The sequence below is a fragment of the Oceanisphaera sp. genome (genome assembly GCF_052084945.1).
Lineage (GTDB): Bacteria > Pseudomonadota > Gammaproteobacteria > Enterobacterales > Aeromonadaceae > Oceanimonas.
In genome coordinates, this window is sequence record NZ_JBQDEX010000030.1 from 1 (window position 1) to 18,477 (window position 18,477).

The following is an 18,477-nucleotide window of genomic DNA, read 5'->3' on the forward strand; positions in this document are numbered from 1 at the left end:
GCATTTCCCGAGCCCCCATGGATGGGTTTATGGCGTGTCGTGGAAGGTGACTCTGCTTCCTCTAGATCCAGCTTTAAATCAGATCACATTTTTACTTAGATTGGTATTACGTTAAAGAAAAACACCGGTTTTGATTTTTTCGTACACCGCTCGACATATAGCGCTCAGCGGTCGGCTCCCACTTGGTACTGGGTGCGGTTGTTAACCTTTAAACAAGGCTAGCAGTTCATCTACTTTTTTGCGGTTGTCTGTGTTGCGACTGATGGTGCGCTTAACCGACACCACTTGTAAGTCGGCGCCGCGATAGAGCTCACGAGTTAGGGGGATATCGTGATTGCTTACCAGCACAGGTATACCCGCACTTGCAGCCTTTCGGGCTAGACGGGCAAGAATGGCTTGGTCATCTAAGGTAAATCCATTAGCGGCGTAGGTAGTAAAGCCGGTTGTAGACAAGGGGGCGTATGGCGGATCACAGTAAAACACTTGATCAGGCTTAGCTTGGGCAAACACTTGGTCGTACCCTTGGCAGACAAAGGTGGCTTTTTGAGCTTTCTCGGCAAAAAACCACAGTTCTTTTTCAGGGAAATACGGCTTTTTATAGGAGCCAAACGGGACGTTAAAGCCGCCACTTTTATTATAACGGCATAGGCCGTTGTAGCCATGACGATTAAGGTATAAAAACAATAACGCACGTCGAAAGCGATCATGCTCTTGATTAAAGGCAATGCGGTGATTGTAGTAAGCGTCTTTGGCATTATTGCAGGGGGTAAATAGAGTTGCAGCTTCACGGATAAAGACATCTGGCTGACTTTTTAGTAGCTGATAGAGATGAATAAGATCCGCGTTAATATCAGCAAGTAGATAAGATTCAAAATCGGAATTTAAAAAAACTGAGCCCGCTCCCATAAAAGGCTCAACAAGCTCTCGGGCTTCGGGCAACCGTTGATTAATACTCTCTATGAGGCCGTACTTACCGCCAGCCCATTTTAAAAATGCTCGAGTTTTAGTCATTGTTGTCATTAAAGCCGAACCGATAAGGGGCGCGCATTGTAACCATTAGCCACTGTGATGGCTAGTGGTTAAGGGCAGCGCCGAGCGCCTGGCACCAAGCGCCTAGCTAAAAAACACCTACGCTTCACGTGGTGCAGGTCAAGCGCCACCGGCCAGCTAAAGCGGCCTCTACATCTTACGAAAACAACGCTATACGTTTAACGCTGTACGCCTTACGTTAAAGAAAAACACCGGTTTTGATTTTTTCGTACAGCGGTCGACGTATAGCGTACAGCAGTCGGTTTGCGCTAGGCGCTTCCTTACTTCACTTCGTCTTGTACTTGAGCAAAAGGTTTAGGCCAAGGTTTGGCTTCTTGTAACTCTGATGCCAAGCCCTTAATCGCGTTACGAGCATGGTTGGCTGAAAGGTAATCACCTTGTACTAATACAAACCATGCCTCGCCGTTCATCGTGCGTGGATAAACCCAAGCTGGACTTAAGTTATGCTTGGCTGCTAACGCCTCTAATACCGGTTTATTACGCCCAGCCATTAGCTGCAAGGTATAACGCTGTGACGACTTTTGCATGAGGTTTGCAACTGTTCCTAAGCTTGCCTTAGCAGCTGGAGCAGACTTGCTTGGCTTGGGTTTAGCCGCCGGTTGCGCTTTAGCCGGTTGCTGTGTGAGCGCTTCTCGTTCCATAAGCTGACTTACTACATCATCTTCAATGACCACTCGCTCTTTACTGCTATCGTCTCGCGTTGGCGCATCACTTGTGGTGATAGTGGGCGTCTCTGGCAAGGTTTCTGTTGGCCACTCTTGTACCACGGCACGCCCCTGATCGGCATTGTTTGTAGGCAGTTCAGGGTTAGTGGTGACGGGGTTACTATCATTAGGCACCGGCTGCGGCAGAGCCGTTTGGTCTTGTTCAAATGGTGGGGTTATTTGAGTATCAGATTGTGTTGAACTCGGTAGCAGACTGACAATAACAATCAGCAACAGCACGACAATAAGAACTGTTAACAGTATTTTTACTGACTTTTGAGCTAATAGTTGGCGGTAATGTTCGATGTTCATCTTTGGCTCCGTAGTCTCAATGACCTCACCGGGAGATTGAGCCTCTGGGTGGGTATTTAAAGGGGACTGTCGTTTTAGTGCCTGCTGTAGACCTTGCTGATCAGTAAGTGTTAGCGATGGCACTTCTACTTCTAACAGATTAGCTAGCATACCAGCATCCAACTGCTTACGAACCTGGTCCGCCCATTCAGCTTCTCCCACTAACAGCATAAAAGGGCGAACAGCTGACGGCAAGCTGGTGTATAACTGCACCAATTCTTGCAATAAAATATCCGTTAGCCAAGCACTATTGTCCACCACCACTAAGCGTTTATATAAACTATCAGGCAGTAATCTTTCCATTGAGTTCGCTAATGGCTCTTCTGCATCAAAAATAGCAGTAGGAAACCAATGACTCAGCAAAGCATGACGAAAACGAGGGTGACTGTTAAGCGCTTTAGCATCCAGCACTGTCGGCTGCATTAACATGGTTTGCTCAACTAATTGCTGTGCTAGGTAGGATTTGCCCGCCCCAACAGGGCCTGTGAGTAAAACAAAGTCGGTGTCGAGACGAGACAAGTGCAGCAGCCGCGCTAGCAACTGCTGCAAAGATGAATAAGGCGGGGTTACCGTATCGGTCACGGCGTGGTTTCCGACACCACCTGGGCCAGCTGTGCTTCGGTCACATCACTCACTACCTGAGCACGGCCAATCCCCATGGGTAACACCAGTCGTAATTGCCCAGCCAATACTTTTTTATCACGCATCATGTGCGGCAAATATTGACTTAAGCTCATTATCGCTGGGCCTGTTATCGGCAGCTTGGCTTTAATAAAAAGGTTTTCTACCCGAGCGATATCAGCATCAGTCATCTCACCACGCAGCTTTGCAGTGAGACATGCTTGCATAGTGCCCGCACTCACAGCTTCACCATGTAGCCAGTTGCCATAGCCCATTTCTGCTTCTATGGCGTGACCGAAGGTGTGACCTAAATTTAATAGTGCACGTACCCCCTGCTCTCGCTCGTCGCTGGCCACCATATCGGCTTTAATTTCGCAGCATCGGCGAATCGCATAGCTCAGCGCGCTGCCATCAAGCTGTTGGAGGCGTTCAATATTTTGCTCCAACCAAGCAAAAAAATCAGCATCCCAAATAATGCCGTATTTAATAACTTCTGCCAGACCTGCTGAAAACTCACGCTCGGGAAGTGTCTTTAAACACACTGTATCTATCAACACTAATTGTGGCTGATAAAAAGCCCCAATCATATTTTTACCCAAGGGGTGGTTTACCGCCGTTTTGCCGCCCACCGAGGAATCAACTTGTGCCAGCAACGTAGTAGGCACTTGAATAAAGGGCACCCCACGTTGATAACAAGCTGCAGCAAACCCCGTTAAATCCCCGATCACCCCCCCACCTAAAGCAATAAGAGTGGTGTCCCGACCGTGATTACCCGCCAGTAAGGTCCCCATCACCTGATTAAAAGTGTCTAGGTTTTTAAATTGCTCACCATCGGGTAATACCAAAGACTCAACCTGCAAAGGTGCTAGAGCAGCCAATAAGGCGTCTAAATATAACGGTGCTACCACGTCATTGGTGACCACTAACACCTTACTGCCTTGCACTGCATTACGCAGCAGTTCACCCTGCGTTAAGAGTTGCTCGGCAATAATAATGGGATAGCTACGCTCCCCCAAATTTACGGTTAACCTTTCCATGGGCTTCTTATCCGTTACAGGCCAATTAAGTCGGCGATGTGATTGGCCACCAACTTGGCGCCTTGTTCATCGGTACGCACTACATAGTCGGCTATTTCTTGGTATAGCTCGTTGCGCTCTGCTGCCAAACGCTTTAACACCTCTTCGGGTGACTCTTCAGTTTGTAGCAATGGGCGGCGTTTATCTTTTTGCACTCGCGCCAGCTGTTTTTCTACTGGTGTTTCTAAATAAACAACGATGCCGCGCGCAGATAACCGATTACGACTCTCTTTACTTTTAATAGAACCGCCGCCGGTGGCAAGAACAATGCCTTGTAACTCACTTAGGTCGTTGATGACTTTTTCTTCGCGTTCGCGAAAGCCCTCTTCGCCTTCTACATCGAATACCCAGCTGATATCGGCACCAGTACGGCGCTCAATTTCATGATCAGAGTCATAAAACTCCATATGCAGTTGCTGCGCTAGGTATTTACCAATGGTGCTCTTGCCCGCACCCATAGGCCCTACTAGGAATATATTGCGTTTCTCAGCCATTTACACGAAATTCTCACAAACAAATGCGCCCCACGAACACCGCAGGGTCGACGATGAATCTAACCTTCACTTTTGAAATTGGACGCCGAATTATCGCAACTGAGTCAGTCGCTGGCAAGGACAACCCTTCGTTAAGGGTCAAAGAAGCCTTGAGCGAGATGATTATTCGCCACTTTGCTTCGCGTCCGCCTTCCCGTTACTGGTCTGTTTGATGATCAACTTAGCTTTTTATCACCTGATTTGACTAACAGCGATAAAGTGCCAAGGATATTAGGATACACATACTGTGATGCACAATACGGGGGGAAGCCCAGATAATCAACTCAAGTTGTCATATTAAGTAAAAACAGAGCCTGACTACCGGTGTATTAGATAAGCTATAAAATACCGCTTAACTGACAGCCAATAGCTTTGTGCAGGCTTTAATCATATAAGTTTAGGGTGACCCTCTCGGTGTGAAGGCAATCTGACCCTACCCCTTGCAGGTGCTTTAATATCACCTGTTGACTTTTTATGGCCAACACTTCTATCTGCTCAGCCTGTGGGGGCTGACTTTGGCTATGGGTTGCTTGCGTGATCAGTTGTTGACCAACACGAGTGCTGATGATGCCAGTATTTGGAATATCAATCAGTGCTGAGGGGCGAGGCCCCCCATTAAAGGTCGCACGCAGCGCCCAAGTTTGGGCTATATTTTGTGGCCGGAATTTAGGCTCACACCCAAGTTTTGCGCTAGGCTCAACAGGTGGTTGCGGCTGTACAGCTATAACTTGAGGACCAACAGAAACAAAAGGGTCGCGTGCTAATAGAGCATGGTAGCTTGGAGCTTGGTATGGGTGAGGATCAGACAACGCCGTAGGCATATACTGGCGGGACGCAGGCTCAGTGTTCGCGCCCTGAGGGTCAACTGGTTTATGGCAACTTACAACCAGTAGCCCAGCGGCGGTTAACACAAAAAGACGCATGAATATTCGCTGATAAAAAGGCAATGTCATCGTGAGTCTGTAGCCTCCATTACCGGATAGGTGTAAGTGCTGGTTAACAACTCCATGTTCAATGGCGCAACACTCGCCTGAGCCTGAGGCCTCGAGAGTGTAAGGCTGTCGATAAGCACAATGCGCGGCAAGGCTGATAGCGCTGCAACAAACTGCCCCAGTTGATGGTACTGCCCTTGAGTGCTAATGCGCAGCAACAGCTTTGTTGGGCCTGCTTTTTTTGAAGATGTGCTTACCACGCTGGGCTGACGTTGGTCAGGTAAATGATGCTGTGATAAAGGTTGCTCTTTTTCCCACTGCACATGGGTTATGGTAAGGCGATGCTGTTGAGCCAAAGTGCTAATATCGTGCAGTACCTGGGCGCTATATTGCTGAGCGGGTAGCCGCTGTAGTAGCCGAAGTTCTTGTTGCACGAGCTGTGCTGCGCGTTGCTGATAAGCGGGTAAACTTTCGGCCATGGCTTTTTTTTGCATCACTACGGGAGTGAGCGCTATATTTTGCTGCTGCGCTTGTCGTAATAATGCCCACTGCTGTGCAATAAAAAAGTAACTACCCGCTAGGCATAATGCAGTGACCAGTATCACAAACAGTAACGCTTTAGCTGCAGCCGGCCAGTGCGCTACCTGCTTTAATTCAAGTTCGCTTAATGACCATTTCATGGCTTCCTCCTATCACCCACTGAACGTCATTCGTCACCGGCTTTGCTAAGGTTTCTTATATTTAATTGCAATATAAATGGGAGCCCAGAGCCTGCAGTAGCATCGTCAGTCGCGCTCACACTAAGCCTAGGCTGATTAAGCCAATGACTGCCTTCTATTTGTTCAATCATAAGTGCTAGTGAACTGTGTGTTTGGGCTTGACCACTTATCACCACTCCTTTGTCTGATAAATGCACATCATCTAAGTGCACATCATCAGAGATCCAGTTTGGTAGCTGATTAAACAATTGCACAGGTAGATGCCGCTGTTGTTGCAGCTTATCAATCACCTGGATCTTGGTGTGCAATGCGTGTTGTTGCTGACGTAGCTGCTCTATGGTGCCTAATGTACTATCTAGCTGGGTGCTCGCCGTTTGTAATCTTATGTTGTGCTGTTGTTGAGCCTGTGCTGCTTGCTTAACATGGCTATAAGCCAGCATCAGCAGGGCTAAACTCAGTAAGCACGCAACACCTAATTGCAGCATAAAATGCCGCTTTTGTTTGGCTTGTAATTGCTGTCGCCACGGCAATAAATTTATATTCGACATGGCACACCACGGCGTAACGCCAACCCAAGCGCAGTCCCATAAGTCGAGACCTGAACGCCTTGATGATGGTTCATATCAAACACATGAGAAAAATCAGCCTGCATAACACAGACTGATAGCTCTTCTGTGAGTTGCTCTGCTAACAAGGGGAGTGCGGGATCTCCGCCAAACAAACAACATTGCGCCGGCGGTTCATGCCCTGTGTGGCTGCAATACAGCTGTATATTACGCTGAACCTGCTGCACAATTAGCTCTGCACTTTGCGCTGCAAAAACAGGAGAGTCCGCCAAAGATAAAGCTGTATCGCTCACCAAAGACTGCAAACGATGATGGATGACCTCACCTTGTTCCAATACAGTAAAAGTCATACTGTGTGCTCCTATATCTAGCACTGCAATGCGCAACGCTAGGCACTCAGGCCATAAAAAAGCGACTGCTCTAGCTAATGCATGACTGCCAATATCAACAATTTTAGTTTGCCAACCCACTTGGCGTAGTACATCTACTCTGGCTTGAATATGCTCAGTGCGGGCAACGCTTAATAGTACCTTGTTGCGCTCAGCCGACGGTTCACTTGGCCCAAGCACTTCATAGTCAAGGCTAATTTCATCAAGTTCTGAAGCAAGGTGCTGCAAGGCTTCTTGCTGCATGTGCAGCGCCAGCACGTCACCAGTAAATAACGCAGGAACATGCACTACCTTGGTGGTTACACTACTGCCGCTTAGCGCAGTCACAACTTGCCTAGAACGAATGTTTAACGATGTCTTTAATAGTTTCAGCGCTTCAATTAAAGGCGGTATTGGGTAGACTTGATAATCAATAATGGCACCAGGTGGCGTGGCAACACTGGCTATTCCCTCAAGCTTAATCTTATTGGTGTGGTGTGTTAGAGCTAATGCTTTAATATAATGACAACCAAAGTCGATACCAATAACCGTATGGCTTGCTGAACTGGGCCTAAACGTGGCGATGAACATTTCTCTCAACATAAGCATCCGTGCAATGTGAGGTGATACTATTAAGCATAGTCGGAGTCGCGTTGTGGGGGAGTCTATTTTTCATATAAAGATAAAGCGCTCGAATAACCCTACCGATACAGGATATACTGGCAGACTAAATCAGCTTTAATTATTCTGGATTAATATTTCATGGTTAAATGGCTAGTTCGCCTGTTCTTATTAGGCTTATTGTTAGCATTGTGCGGTGTGGCCGCTATATTTGTGCTCTACCAACAAGTAAAGCCCGAGCTGCCTGATGTAGCTGAACTAAAAGATATTCGCCTAGAAACCCCGATGCGGATACTGAGTAACGACGGCGAGCTTATCTCACAATATGGTGAACAACGCAGAACGCCCATTGATATTAACCATATGCCTGATGTGCTTATTGATGCTTTTTTGGCTACCGAAGATACCCGCTTTTATGAACATCCTGGCATTGACCCTATCGGTATTAGTCGTGCGGCTATGGTGTGGATTACTACGGGTGAAAAGCGCCAAGGGGCCAGTACTATTACCCAACAAGTGGCGAGAAATTTCTTTTTAACTCGTGAAAAAACCATTATTCGTAAAATCAAAGAAATATTTATTGCCCTGCATATTGAGTCTTTATTAAGTAAAGATGAAGTGTTGTCGTTATATTTAAATAAAATTGCACTTGGGCATCGCTCTCATGGCGTGGGGGCTGCTGCACAGGTATATTATGGTAAAGAACTGGGAGACTTAACCTTGGCCGAAGCAGCCATGATTGCTGGTTTACCAAAGGCGCCTTCTGCGCTTAACCCCATTAGTCACCCTGAGCGTGCCGGTCAGCGTAGAGCCGTCGTATTAGGGCGCATGTTAGAAACCAATAAAATTAATCGCCAACAATACAATGACGCCATGGCAGAACCGGTTGCTGCCCGCTACCACGGAGCAGAAATCACCTTAAGCGCACCTTATTTGGCTGAGATGGCCCATCAATTTGCGTTAAATATGTTTGGTGAAAAAGCTTATACCCAAGGATTAAACGTTTACACTACAGTTGCGTCAGACGAGCAGCAAGCCGGTACTAAGGCGCTAATAGATGGCTTATTAGGTTATGACTTGCGCCACGGCTATAGAGGGGCAAGCGCACAATTATGGCAAGACTCTCCTTGGAGTCATACCGAAATTGAAGCTCATTTAGCTGAGCAACCGAGCTACTGGCCTTTAATTCCCGCAGTGGTCACTCAAGTGACTGATCGTAGCGCGACAGTTTTGATTAAAGAGATTGGCGACGTCACCCTCGATTGGGATGGGATTAAATGGGCTCGAGCTTATCTTTCAGATAGCCGCCAAGGTCATGCCCTTAAAAAAGCCACAGATGCCCTCGCCCCAGGGGAACAAATTTGGGTACGCCCACAAAATGAAAGCTGGATGTTAGCGCAATTACCCGATATTAACGGTGCGCTCGTGGCATTAGACCCTAGTAATGGCGCCATCACCTCATTGGTAGGTGGCTTCAACTTTAGTTTAAATAAGTTTAACCGAGCCCAACAAGCAGAGCGGCAAATGGGCTCAAACATCAAACCTTTTATTTACTCAACAGCACTTGATAGCGGCTTTACTCTTGCTAGCATGGTCAATGATGCCCCCATTAACCACTGGGATGCCGGCAGTGGTAATAGCTGGAAGCCGCGTAATTCGCCTAATGTGTACGATGGCCCTATTCGTGTTCGTGAAGCGTTAGCTCGCTCTAAAAACGTGGTCTCTATTCGCCTACTCCGCGAAGCCGGTATTCCTGCAGCCATGCAACGCCTTAACGATTTAGGATTTGATACTGAACAAATCCCCGCTACCGACAGTTTGGCATTAGGCTCCCCTTCTGCCACGCCCTTACAAATGGTGACCGGTTATGCGGCACTCGCAAATGGTGGCAATAGGGTCACACCTTTTGTGGTGCAACGCATAGAAGACTCAAATGGAGTAATATTGTACGAGGCCAACCCCATAGCCACGCCGGTAATCAGTGAAGAAAATGCCTTTTTAGTCAGCCAAGCACTTAACTCCGCTATTGTGGGAGGCACCACGAATGGTAAGCATTGGAATGGCACAGGTTGGCGCGCGCTGCGAGCACTTAAAAGACGCGATATTGCAGGAAAAACCGGCACCACTAACGACTCTCGTGACGCTTGGTTTTCAGGGTTTAACCCTCATAGAGTAGCCACCGCTTGGGTAGGATTTGATGACTTTGGCCGGCCGCTAGGTCGCACTCGTCATAATGCTAACTTAGATTCAAGCCAAGTGGCTGGGGGAGAGTTTGGTGGCAGTACAGCACTCCCCATTTGGGCAGACTATATGCAAGTCGCCCTACAAGACGACCCAGAGCAAGAATGGACTGTACCCGCCAGTTTAACCCGTGCCACTATTGATACTGGCAACGGTTTATTGAGTCGTGGCAAGGGGTTTTCTGAGTATTTTGTGAGCGGGTCAGAACCTAAACATTACAGCTCGCCCAGTGCTAATCAAACTTTTGGTGGCACCAGCGTAACCGATGATTTGTTTTAACAATAAATAACAGCGCTAGGCTAAAGCACCCTCCTCTATACCATGCTAAGTTGAGGGTGTTTGGAAAACTAACCGATCAGGTTTTATGGCTCTGTAGAGTCGATTTCTATCAACTAAAAACCATAGCAAGATCTAAAGAGGTCGAATAAATTCGACCCTGTGCTCGGGGTAGGTTGGTATTAGGCTAGCGCTTTTTTCTATTTGCGAGGTGATCAAGCTCAACACTGTTCTTAATCACTTTAGCTACTTCATTAAAACAGGGGCGGCGCACTGAGTTTACTCTGTGTAGCAAACTAATAGTGCGCTTGGGCTCGGGATCAATAACAGGAACATAGCAAACGCCGCCATTGGTTTGTTGAGGCTCGGTGGCCATTTGGGGCATTAGTGTTAACCCCGAGCCTGCTGCAACCATGTTACGCAGAGTTTCTAAGCTGGTACCTTTAAAGTGCTTATCTTCGCCAATGCCTGCCGCAAAACAAAAGCCCATGGCTTGATCTCGCAGGCAATGACCATCTTCTAACATGAGTAACTTTTCACCTTGTAATTCACTTAAGCCAATATGGGGCCGCTGTGCCCAGGCATGATCACAAGGCAGCGCCAGCACCATGGGCTCATTATAAAGAGCTAAAGAACTAAAGCTGTCCATATTGTCGAGCTCGGCTAATATCAAGCAATCGAGATCACCATCGGCCAGTTGTTTAAGCAAAGTGTGAGTTTGTGCTTCGTATAAATATAATTGTAATTCAGGGAAATGCTGCTTAAACAGGGGAATGATATGCGGCAATAAATAAGGGCCCACAGTAGGAATTAGCCCGATATGCATATCCCCAGACATGGGTTCAGTAAAGGTGCGAGCGATATCTTTTAATTCTTTAGTTTCAGCTAGTATCCGCTTTGCCTGTGCCGTAATGGCATCTCCTGCTGGGGTAAATAACACTGTCCGTGAGGTGCGTTCAATGAGCAACACCTCTAACTCGTCTTCTAATTTGCGCAATTGCCCGCTTAAGGTGGGCTGGCTCACAAAGCACTTTTCTGCTGCTTTGCGAAAGTGACGCTCTTGCGATAAAGCCACTAAATACTCAAGATCTCGTAAATTCACTGTGCCTCCTTGATGCTTTAAACCAGCGCCACACCCCTATACCCTACTATGACGCACTATAAACAAAACAGCGCGAGTTAGATAACCCGCGCTGTTTCATTCGCTAGCTCATGTGTGTTGAATATTTACGCTAGATATTCTGTTAGTTCTTCACTGCCGCCAATATGCTGGCCATCAATAAAAATTTGCGGCACTGTACTGCGCCCAGACACCGCTTTTAGCGTTGTACTACTAATATCCTTCCCTAACACGACTTCTTGGAAAGCGATATTTTTATCGTTTAATGCCTGCTTGGCACGCACACAGAAAGGGCAGCCAAGTTTGGTAAAAACACTAATGGCTGATGGCTTAAGCGCTTTGGGATTAATATAGGCCAGCATAGTATCAGCATCTGACACTTCAAAAGGGTCGCCAGGCTTGTTGGGCTCAATAAACATTTTTTCAATAATGCCGTCTTTTACCAGCATAGAGTAACGCCAAGAGCGCTTACCAAAACCAAGGTCTTGTTTGTCAACAAGCATTCCCATGCCATCAGTAAACTCACCGTTACCATCAGGTAACACCCGAATATTGCCAGCTTCTTGGTCGGCTAACCATGCGTTCATGACAAAAGTATCGTTAACACTTAAACAGACTATGTCGTCTACACCATTCTCGGCTAATACCGAGGCAAGCTCGTTATAACGAGGTAGGTGAGTAGAAGAACAAGTGGGGGTAAAAGCGCCAGGTAATGAGAATACCACTACGGTTTTGCCCTTAAAAATATCGCGGGTGCTAACATCAACCCAGTCTTCGCCTTGGCGTGTTCTAAACGTCACGTCGGGAATAGCTTGACCAGTTTTATCTTGCAACATAAATAACTCCTTGGATAAGACGTATGATGTAGCATCATTTTCTGCTACTTCGTTGGCATGGGTTTAGTATGCCTAGCTAGCACTCATTAGTTAAGTCATTACTATCTATTATTTTAATAGCTTAAAGCTATCAATGCACTCTAACGGCTAGCTACTGTCCATTAGCACAGGCCATGTTTACTCTACTGCTATTTTATCTGACTGTTCAGTATTTCTAATTTTAGGGTCTTTATTAAAGTCTGTGCTTGGCACGGTATCTAACCACTCTGTAATTTCATTCAATAACAAAGGTGAGCACACAGCATCACCTTGTATTAACAAAGGGCTGCGGATAGCCTCTAAGGTGCTTAATGTGCTTACTTGATCAACACCAGAGCATATTAAAGGTAACCGCAATACGTCCGCAGTTGAGAACAAAATGTCTAATTGATGGCGTGGCTCTCCTGAGTGCTCTATACCACTGCAAGCAAGCGGATCAAGCTGCAACCAATTAAGGGGCAGTTGAGATACTTGTCCGACAGCAGAGCACCCAGTACCAAACTCGGTCAATATAATGCGTATTCCTGCTACACGTAAACGGTTCATTACCTCCATCGTTTCACGAAGGTTTTCCATGGCAATGCTTTCGTTTACTTCTACTATTAATGTACTTGGGTTCATGTTTTGCTGCGCTAATAGGTGAAGCAGCGTTTGCTCAATGCCCACTCTAAAGATGGCAGCCGGCAGCGTGATACTAATAAACAGATGATGATGTTGCCAACTGGAAAACTGTGAACAAGCAGCTTGCAGCGTCCACACAATCAGGCGCTCAGCACGCTGATATTGTTCTGCCACACGCAATAACTCTGGGGGAGATATAATGCCAAAATGAGGATGGTGCCAACTACTGAGTGCTTGCAGCCCGATGCATTGTTGGCTGGGCCATTGCACGATAGGCTGCAAGCGTAGCGTGAGATTATTACTATCAATAGCGGCAGACAAATCTTTGGCGAGTTGCTGGCGACGCGAAATTTCTTTCAATAATGAAGGGTCAAAAAATACATACGGTGCATTTTTTTGCTTACACAACTCTAGGGCAAACTCCCCTCGTGCGAGTAAATCAATAAAATTATCTGCATCCGCCGGGTAAAGTACCCCCCCCATCATTGGCTCCATATAAAAATGACACTCATCAATGGTGGCTTTATCTGTTAAGGCTTGACGAAAACGCGACATCTGCGCCCGTGCTTCTTCTAATTCAACCACTCCCCTCCCTAAGACCAGCACACGGCCTTGGTCGGGTTGGGCAATGTACTCATTGGGCTGTAAACAGGCTTGTAATCGGCGGCCACACTCTTGAAACAGTTTATCAGCCACTTCGTAACCAAAACGATGGTGATGCTTACGAAAGTCTTTCAACTCTAACAAGGTCAAGCTAAAAGGCAGGCTCTGTTCAATCATAGGGGCAACATGGCGCTGTAATGCAAACCGATTGGGCAGCCCTGTTAAAGGGTCTTGCTGTTGTAATTGCCAGTAGCGCCTTAACTCTCTAAACAACACCAACAATAAGGTAATTAGCGCTACAAATAGCCCAATAATTTGTTGATAAAGTTGTTTACCTAGCTGGTGATAAGCCTGATCATATTCAGCATAAAAGCGAACGTTATCCAACATGGTAGCCGTCACGGTACGCGATAATGGCTCAAGATATGGGCTAAGTTCGGTCAATATCAGTAAATAGCGACGGCTATCAGGCTCTAATGTTTGCACTGCTTGCTCTAAAGAACGCACCCGCTCATGAATTTGGCGGATCAATAGCCATAAGTCAGGCCTGTCACTTAAGGTGTTTTTAAACTGACTACTTAATAATATGGGGGTTCGGCTCCATAAAATATCATAACGCAACATAAACTCTTGCTGACTAATCGCATTAGCATGGCGCAGGCGCACCGCATCTAAAAACCGCCCTACTTCTAACTGTAACTGCATCAAAGACCAAGGCACTTCATAGGTACGATGCTCAAGTAGACTGTTGTGTTGGCGAATATCTATTAAGGTACGAGTTGCGTAACTGCCCAACCAAAAAATAATCAGCAGCAAACAGCCCCCCAACAAAAATTTAAAGGGATGCACTCGCCCATATTGGCCATCGATGCGGGGATAAGAAGAAAATATGCGCTTCATTCTGGCTCCGAATGCACACGCATGACCCTAAGCTGCCATACCATAAAATGTAAAAAGTCGGCTTGTTTTACTTTGGGCACTTGATCAAAAGGCAGCATCAACCATAAGGGGCCTTTGTTGCGTAAGCTCATTGTGCGTTGATTTTCTTGCCACGCTAAAATAGGCGAGTAAGGAGCAATTTTTTGCCAATTAATAGTCATGCCGAAATCATTAAGGGCTTCTAGCTGAAAACTCAACACTTTTTGTTGGCTAAATAACACCTCAAATAAGTTATTGATATCTACACCATGATAACCGCGCTGCTCACTAGACCAAGGGTGGGAGGTGGTGATATCGGCTTGTGCAAACGCTTGTAATTCACTGAGAGTAAAATCAAGTCGGTTGTATTTTTGCTCATTGAGCTCAATATCACCATATACGGTAAGTACCACAGGCTCGGCACTGGCAAGGGCTTGCCACGAGCACAATAGAATGAGAATTCCAGCAAGCTGCTTCATACTTAATTCCTTATACCGTTCAGTGTAGTAGCAACAACGAGGCCCTTTACACTTCAACCCTAGACTATAGCATTAAGTCATTAAGCCAACAAAAAACCGGGCCATCTGGCCCGGTTTTTTTATAGTTAGGCTGCGGGATCCCCCGTAGCATAAGGTAACTAAATTACATCATGCCGCCCATTCCACCCATGCCGCCCATATCAGGCATAGCAGGAGCTTCTTTTTGTGGTAAATCAGTCACCATGGCTTCTGTGGTAATCATCAGACCGGCAACAGAGGCGGCAAACTGCAGTGCAGAACGCGTCACCTTAGTGGGATCCAAAATACCCATCTCTAGCATATCATTGTAGGTGTCATTACCGGCGTTATAGCCGTAGTTACCTTCACCCGCTTTGACGTTAGAAACCACAACTGAAGCCTCTTCACCCGCGTTGGTAACAATTTGGCGTAACGGCGCTTCCATTGCACGTAGAGCTACTTTAATACCCACGTTTTGGTCTTCGTTGTCGCCAACGAGCTCGCCAATCTTGCTAGCAGCACGCACTAGGGCAACACCACCGCCAGGTACCACACCTTCTTCTACAGCAGCACGGGTTGCGTGCAGTGCATCATCTACGCGGGTTTTCTTTTCTTTCATTTCCATTTCAGTCGCAGCACCGACTTTAATCACCGCTACACCGCCAGCTAATTTAGCAACGCGCTCTTGCAGTTTTTCTTTGTCGTAATCTGAAGATGAGTCTTCAATTTGTTGACGAATTTGTGCCACTCGACCTTCAATGGCCGCAACTTCACCTACGCCGTCAATAATAGTGGTGTTATCTTTGCTGATGACTACGCGCTTAGCACGACCTAGATCTTCTAACGTCGACTTTTCTAGCTCTAAGCCCACTTCTTCAGAAATAACAGTACCACCGGTTAACATGGCAATATCTTGTAACATGGCCTTACGACGGTCACCAAAGCCTGGCGCTTTAACAGCAGCCACTTTTACAATACCGCGCATATTGTTCACAACCAAGGTCGCCAGTGCTTCGCCTTCTACATCTTCGGCAACCAACAATAGCGGTTTAGATTGCTTGGCTACGCCTTCGAGTACGGGCAGTAGCTCACGAATATTAGACACTTTTTTGTCAACCAACAAAATAAAGGGGTCGTCTAACTCAACGGTGCCCGTTTCTTGGTTAGTGATAAAGTAAGGAGATAAATAACCACGGTCAAACTGCATGCCTTCTACTACATCCAGCTCATCTTGTAGACCTTGGCCTTCTTCAACCGTGATCACACCGTCTGTACCTACTTTTTCCATTGCCTCAGCAATAAGAGCACCAACAGTTGCATCTGCGTTAGCAGAAATGGTTCCTACCTGAGCAATAGCTTTGGTGTCTTTACAAGGTACAGATAACGCTTTTAGCTCTGCAACGGCTTGTACTACGGCTTTATCAATACCACGCTTAAGATCCATGGGGTTCATGCCCGCAGCAACCGCTTTTAAGCCTTCATTAACAATAGACTGCGCCAGTACAGTGGCGGTTGTGGTGCCGTCGCCGGCCTCGTCATTTGCCTTAGACGCCACTTCTTTCACCATTTGTGCGCCCATGTTTTCAAACTTGTCTTCAAGCTCTATTTCTTTGGCCACAGAAACACCATCTTTGGTGATCAGTGGTGCACCAAAAGATTTATCTAATACGACGTTACGGCCTTTAGGACCTAACGTCACTTTTACTGCGTCGGCAAGAATGTTAACGCCAGTGAGCATTTTTGCACGAGCGTCGTTACCAAATTTTACGTCTTTAGCTGCCATTATTTATAATTCCTTGCTAGTCAATGAAGAGGATAACTTAGAGATTTACTCTACGATGGCCAAAATATCGTTTTCAGATAGGATCAGCACATCTTCGCCATCCAACTTTTCAGTTTTTACGCCATAGCCTTCGTTAAAAATAACCTGATCACCCACCTTTACCGACATGGCCTTAAGTTCACCACTATCTAGTACACGGCCATTACCTACTGCCAGCACTTCACCTCGGGTGGACTTTTCAGCAGCAGATCCAGTCAATACAATGCCTCCGGCAGATGTAGACTCAGCTTCAGTACGTTTGATAATAACGCGATCGTGTAATGGACGAATGTTCATCAATAACTCTCCTGGTGAGTGTTGTTACTTAGGGCCTTCGGCCGCAAAATGAAGTACTGCTCTTTATATGGGAGCGGATTTCTCTGCTTCAAGGGCAGCGCTACAAAATATTTATCTTACAAGCGCCCTTTTTTACTCTTTTGCCGCATAATAGCGGTGCGACTCATTGTTCGAGACAAGATTGGTATCACAAAATTTACTGCTCACTGCCCCTATTAATCGTCAGCTAGCAAAAATGGCCGGCCCTATGGCCTTAGGCATTGTCGCTATTCAAGCTTTTAACCTCGTAGATCTGTTTTTTATTGGTCTGCTCGGTACTGAAGCCTTGGCTGCCATCAGCTTTACCTTTGCCGTCACCTTTGTGATGATTTCACTGGCCATGGGGCTGGGGGCTGGGTTATCAGCCAGCCTTGGTCAAGCGTTAGGGGCGGGCAACCAACAACGCGCAGCGCTATTTACAAGCCACAGTTTGCTGTTGGCGTTATTGCTGGTATCTGCGCTGTCTGTGCTGGGCGCACTCACTATAGACCCCTTATTTAGGTTGCTAGGCGCGACAGAGGCGCTATTAGTGCTGTTGCACGATTATATGCTCATTTGGTATTTAACCGTGCCTTTGCTAGTGCTCCCCATGGTGGGAAACTCTGCCATTCGCGCCACCGGCGATACCCGTACACCAAGCCTGGTGATGGTGGTAGCAGGCTTAGTAAATGGCCTACTCGATCCGTTGTTAATTTTTGGCTTAGGCCCTTTTCCTGAGTTAGGCATCCAGGGCGCAGCCATTGCATCTGCCTGCTCTTGGTTTATGGCAAGTTATGTCAGCGTTTGGTTATTGTGGCGTCGAGAGCGGCTTGTGCAGTGGCCTTTAATACAAAGTGATTTATTGCTTTCGCATTGGCGCCAGCTATTACATGTGGCTATTCCTGCTACTTTTACCAGCTTACTAAACCCACTTAGCATGTCGATATTGATGATAATTTTGGCCGGGTTAGGTACAGAAGTAGTGGCCGCTTATGGCGCGGCCTCACGCATAGAAGCGTTAATGCTCATTGTCATGATGGCGCTCAGTTCGGTACTGGCTCCCTTTATTTCACAAAATACCGGTGCAGGTCTTCACTTGCGTAGCAGGCAGGCTTTATTACAGTCAATGCGTTTTGCGATAGGTTTTCAGCTACTGGTATTTGCTCTGTTGTGGTTAAGCGCTCCGTGGTTGGCAGAGCGCTTTACCGACAATATGGAAGTAAGCCAGCATTTAACTTTTTATCTGCGTTTAGTGCCATTAGGGTATGGTTTACAAGGTTGCTTTATGCTGTTGGCGTCATCACTTAATGGCCTGCGAGTCTCTAGCATTTCGTTTTTATTAAACGCTATTCGCTTATTTGGCCTGCTACTACCGCTTGCCTGGCTGGGGAGTATATGGCACGGCGAGTTAGGGGTGTTCTCTGGCATATTAGCCGCCAATATACTGGCAGGCACTATGGCGATTACTTTCGCTTGGTGGCGCTTCCCTTGGAAAATAAAAACACCTAACTAACAGCGCCTAGCTGAAAATTAACACTGGCGCTTTTGAAATCAGGATTTCAGGCATACAGCTGTACGCCTTACGCTGACCGCTGTACGAAAAAACCAATCAATGTGCTTTTTAAGTTAGGCGCTGTTTTAGCTGCGC

Annotated in this window: 16 protein-coding genes; 2 read left to right on the plus strand and 14 right to left on the minus strand. The window is 46.7% G+C overall.

All coding sequences use genetic code 11. From position 1 onward, the window contains the following. Window positions 1-201: 201 nt before the first annotated feature. The 8 genes from ACTHY5_RS04455 to pilM form a co-directional block, all read right to left on the minus strand. On the minus strand, window positions 202-1,011 hold the full coding sequence (locus ACTHY5_RS04455; RefSeq protein ID WP_441876946.1) for a Dam family site-specific DNA-(adenine-N6)-methyltransferase: 810 nt from the start codon (window positions 1,009-1,011) through the stop codon (window positions 202-204). A 299-nt stretch (window positions 1,012-1,310) separates the two neighbouring features. Then, window positions 1,311-2,687 (minus strand): AAA family ATPase, encoded by a 1,377-nt coding sequence (locus ACTHY5_RS04460; RefSeq protein ID WP_441876949.1) that lies wholly within the window; start codon window positions 2,685-2,687, stop codon window positions 1,311-1,313. Then, on the minus strand, window positions 2,684-3,763 hold the full coding sequence (gene aroB / locus ACTHY5_RS04465) for a 3-dehydroquinate synthase (RefSeq protein WP_441876952.1): 1,080 nt from the start codon (window positions 3,761-3,763) through the stop codon (window positions 2,684-2,686). The genes ACTHY5_RS04460 and aroB overlap by 4 nt, the downstream gene beginning before the upstream one ends. Window positions 3,764-3,777: 14 nt before the next feature. After that, window positions 3,778-4,296, minus strand: coding sequence for a shikimate kinase AroK (gene aroK, locus ACTHY5_RS04470; protein ID WP_441876955.1), 519 nt, complete (start codon window positions 4,294-4,296; stop codon window positions 3,778-3,780). Window positions 4,297-4,718: 422 nt separating this feature from the next. Beyond that, window positions 4,719-5,258 carry a hypothetical protein gene (locus ACTHY5_RS04475; protein ID WP_441876958.1) on the minus strand — a complete coding sequence of 180 codons (540 nt, stop codon included), beginning with the start codon at window positions 5,256-5,258 and terminating at the stop codon, window positions 4,719-4,721. A 26-nt stretch (window positions 5,259-5,284) separates the two neighbouring features. Next, a complete protein-coding gene (locus ACTHY5_RS04480; protein WP_441876961.1) occupies window positions 5,285-5,947 on the minus strand; it encodes a type 4a pilus biogenesis protein PilO in 663 nt (220 codons plus the stop codon). A 26-nt stretch (window positions 5,948-5,973) separates the two neighbouring features. Then, window positions 5,974-6,534: a PilN domain-containing protein gene (locus ACTHY5_RS04485; RefSeq protein WP_441876964.1), complete on the minus strand. Its 561-nt coding sequence runs from the start codon at window positions 6,532-6,534 to the stop codon at window positions 5,974-5,976. Further along, window positions 6,522-7,523 carry a type IV pilus biogenesis protein PilM gene (gene pilM / locus ACTHY5_RS04490; protein ID WP_441876966.1) on the minus strand — a complete coding sequence of 334 codons (1,002 nt, stop codon included), beginning with the start codon at window positions 7,521-7,523 and terminating at the stop codon, window positions 6,522-6,524. The genes ACTHY5_RS04485 and pilM overlap by 13 nt, the downstream gene beginning before the upstream one ends. A gap of 159 nt (window positions 7,524-7,682) precedes the next feature. Here pilM and ACTHY5_RS04495 point away from each other — a divergent pair, with 159 nt between their 5' ends. Next, entirely contained in the window at window positions 7,683-10,061 is a 2,379-nt protein-coding gene (locus ACTHY5_RS04495) for a penicillin-binding protein 1A (protein ID WP_441876969.1), read from the plus strand. Between the two features lie 184 nt (window positions 10,062-10,245). Here the strand turns inward: ACTHY5_RS04495 and oxyR are convergent, their stop codons facing one another. The 6 genes from oxyR to ACTHY5_RS04525 all read right to left on the minus strand — a co-directional run bounded on the left by oxyR (window position 10,246) and on the right by ACTHY5_RS04525 (window position 16,811). Continuing rightward, window positions 10,246-11,160 carry a DNA-binding transcriptional regulator OxyR gene (oxyR, locus tag ACTHY5_RS04500; RefSeq protein WP_441876972.1) on the minus strand — a complete coding sequence of 305 codons (915 nt, stop codon included), beginning with the start codon at window positions 11,158-11,160 and terminating at the stop codon, window positions 10,246-10,248. A 125-nt stretch (window positions 11,161-11,285) separates the two neighbouring features. Further along, window positions 11,286-12,014, minus strand: a complete 729-nt coding sequence (locus tag ACTHY5_RS04505; RefSeq protein ID WP_441876975.1) for a glutathione peroxidase — start codon at window positions 12,012-12,014, stop codon at window positions 11,286-11,288. A 177-nt stretch (window positions 12,015-12,191) separates the two neighbouring features. Continuing rightward, window positions 12,192-14,177, minus strand: a complete 1,986-nt coding sequence (locus ACTHY5_RS04510; RefSeq protein ID WP_441876977.1) for an EAL domain-containing protein — start codon at window positions 14,175-14,177, stop codon at window positions 12,192-12,194. Then, window positions 14,174-14,674: a molybdopterin-binding protein gene (locus tag ACTHY5_RS04515; RefSeq protein ID WP_441876980.1), complete on the minus strand. Its 501-nt coding sequence runs from the start codon at window positions 14,672-14,674 to the stop codon at window positions 14,174-14,176. Before ACTHY5_RS04515 ends, ACTHY5_RS04510 begins: the two co-directional genes overlap by 4 nt. A gap of 163 nt (window positions 14,675-14,837) precedes the next feature. Beyond that, a complete protein-coding gene (groL, locus tag ACTHY5_RS04520) occupies window positions 14,838-16,475 on the minus strand; it encodes a chaperonin GroEL (RefSeq protein ID WP_441876983.1) in 1,638 nt (545 codons plus the stop codon). Between the two features lie 45 nt (window positions 16,476-16,520). Next, the gene (locus ACTHY5_RS04525; RefSeq protein ID WP_441876986.1) at window positions 16,521-16,811 is read right to left on the minus strand and encodes a co-chaperone GroES; all 291 of its coding nucleotides are present in this window, start codon (window positions 16,809-16,811) and stop codon (window positions 16,521-16,523) included. Window positions 16,812-17,046: 235 nt separating this feature from the next. On the opposite strand from ACTHY5_RS04525, the gene ACTHY5_RS04530 reads away from it, so the two are divergent. After that, the gene (locus ACTHY5_RS04530; protein WP_441877010.1) at window positions 17,047-18,342 is read left to right on the plus strand and encodes an MATE family efflux transporter; all 1,296 of its coding nucleotides are present in this window, start codon (window positions 17,047-17,049) and stop codon (window positions 18,340-18,342) included. The last annotated feature ends 135 nt before the right edge of the window (window positions 18,343-18,477 follow it).

Bases quoted from the DNA above. Each gene is read 5' to 3' on its own strand.
- ACTHY5_RS04495 (WP_441876969.1), top strand. From the start codon at position 7,683: ATGGTTAAATGGCTAGTTCGCCTGTTCTTATTAGGCTTATTGTTAGCA.
- ACTHY5_RS04480 (WP_441876961.1), bottom strand. From the start codon at position 5,947: ATGAAATGGTCATTAAGCGAACTTGAATTAAAGCAGGTAGCGCACTGG.
- aroK (WP_441876955.1), bottom strand. From the start codon at position 4,296: ATGGCTGAGAAACGCAATATATTCCTAGTAGGGCCTATGGGTGCGGGC.
- ACTHY5_RS04485 (WP_441876964.1), bottom strand. From the start codon at position 6,534: ATGTCGAATATAAATTTATTGCCGTGGCGACAGCAATTACAAGCCAAA.
- ACTHY5_RS04530 (WP_441877010.1), top strand. From the start codon at position 17,047: ATGGCCGGCCCTATGGCCTTAGGCATTGTCGCTATTCAAGCTTTTAAC.
- ACTHY5_RS04510 (WP_441876977.1), bottom strand. From the start codon at position 14,177: ATGAAGCGCATATTTTCTTCTTATCCCCGCATCGATGGCCAATATGGG.
- ACTHY5_RS04525 (WP_441876986.1), bottom strand. From the start codon at position 16,811: ATGAACATTCGTCCATTACACGATCGCGTTATTATCAAACGTACTGAA.
- aroB (WP_441876952.1), bottom strand. From the start codon at position 3,763: ATGGAAAGGTTAACCGTAAATTTGGGGGAGCGTAGCTATCCCATTATT.
- ACTHY5_RS04515 (WP_441876980.1), bottom strand. From the start codon at position 14,674: ATGAAGCAGCTTGCTGGAATTCTCATTCTATTGTGCTCGTGGCAAGCC.
- ACTHY5_RS04455 (WP_441876946.1), bottom strand. From the start codon at position 1,011: ATGACTAAAACTCGAGCATTTTTAAAATGGGCTGGCGGTAAGTACGGC.
- pilM (WP_441876966.1), bottom strand. From the start codon at position 7,523: ATGTTGAGAGAAATGTTCATCGCCACGTTTAGGCCCAGTTCAGCAAGC.
- ACTHY5_RS04505 (WP_441876975.1), bottom strand. From the start codon at position 12,014: ATGTTGCAAGATAAAACTGGTCAAGCTATTCCCGACGTGACGTTTAGA.
- groL (WP_441876983.1), bottom strand. From the start codon at position 16,475: ATGGCAGCTAAAGACGTAAAATTTGGTAACGACGCTCGTGCAAAAATG.
- ACTHY5_RS04475 (WP_441876958.1), bottom strand. From the start codon at position 5,258: ATGCGTCTTTTTGTGTTAACCGCCGCTGGGCTACTGGTTGTAAGTTGC.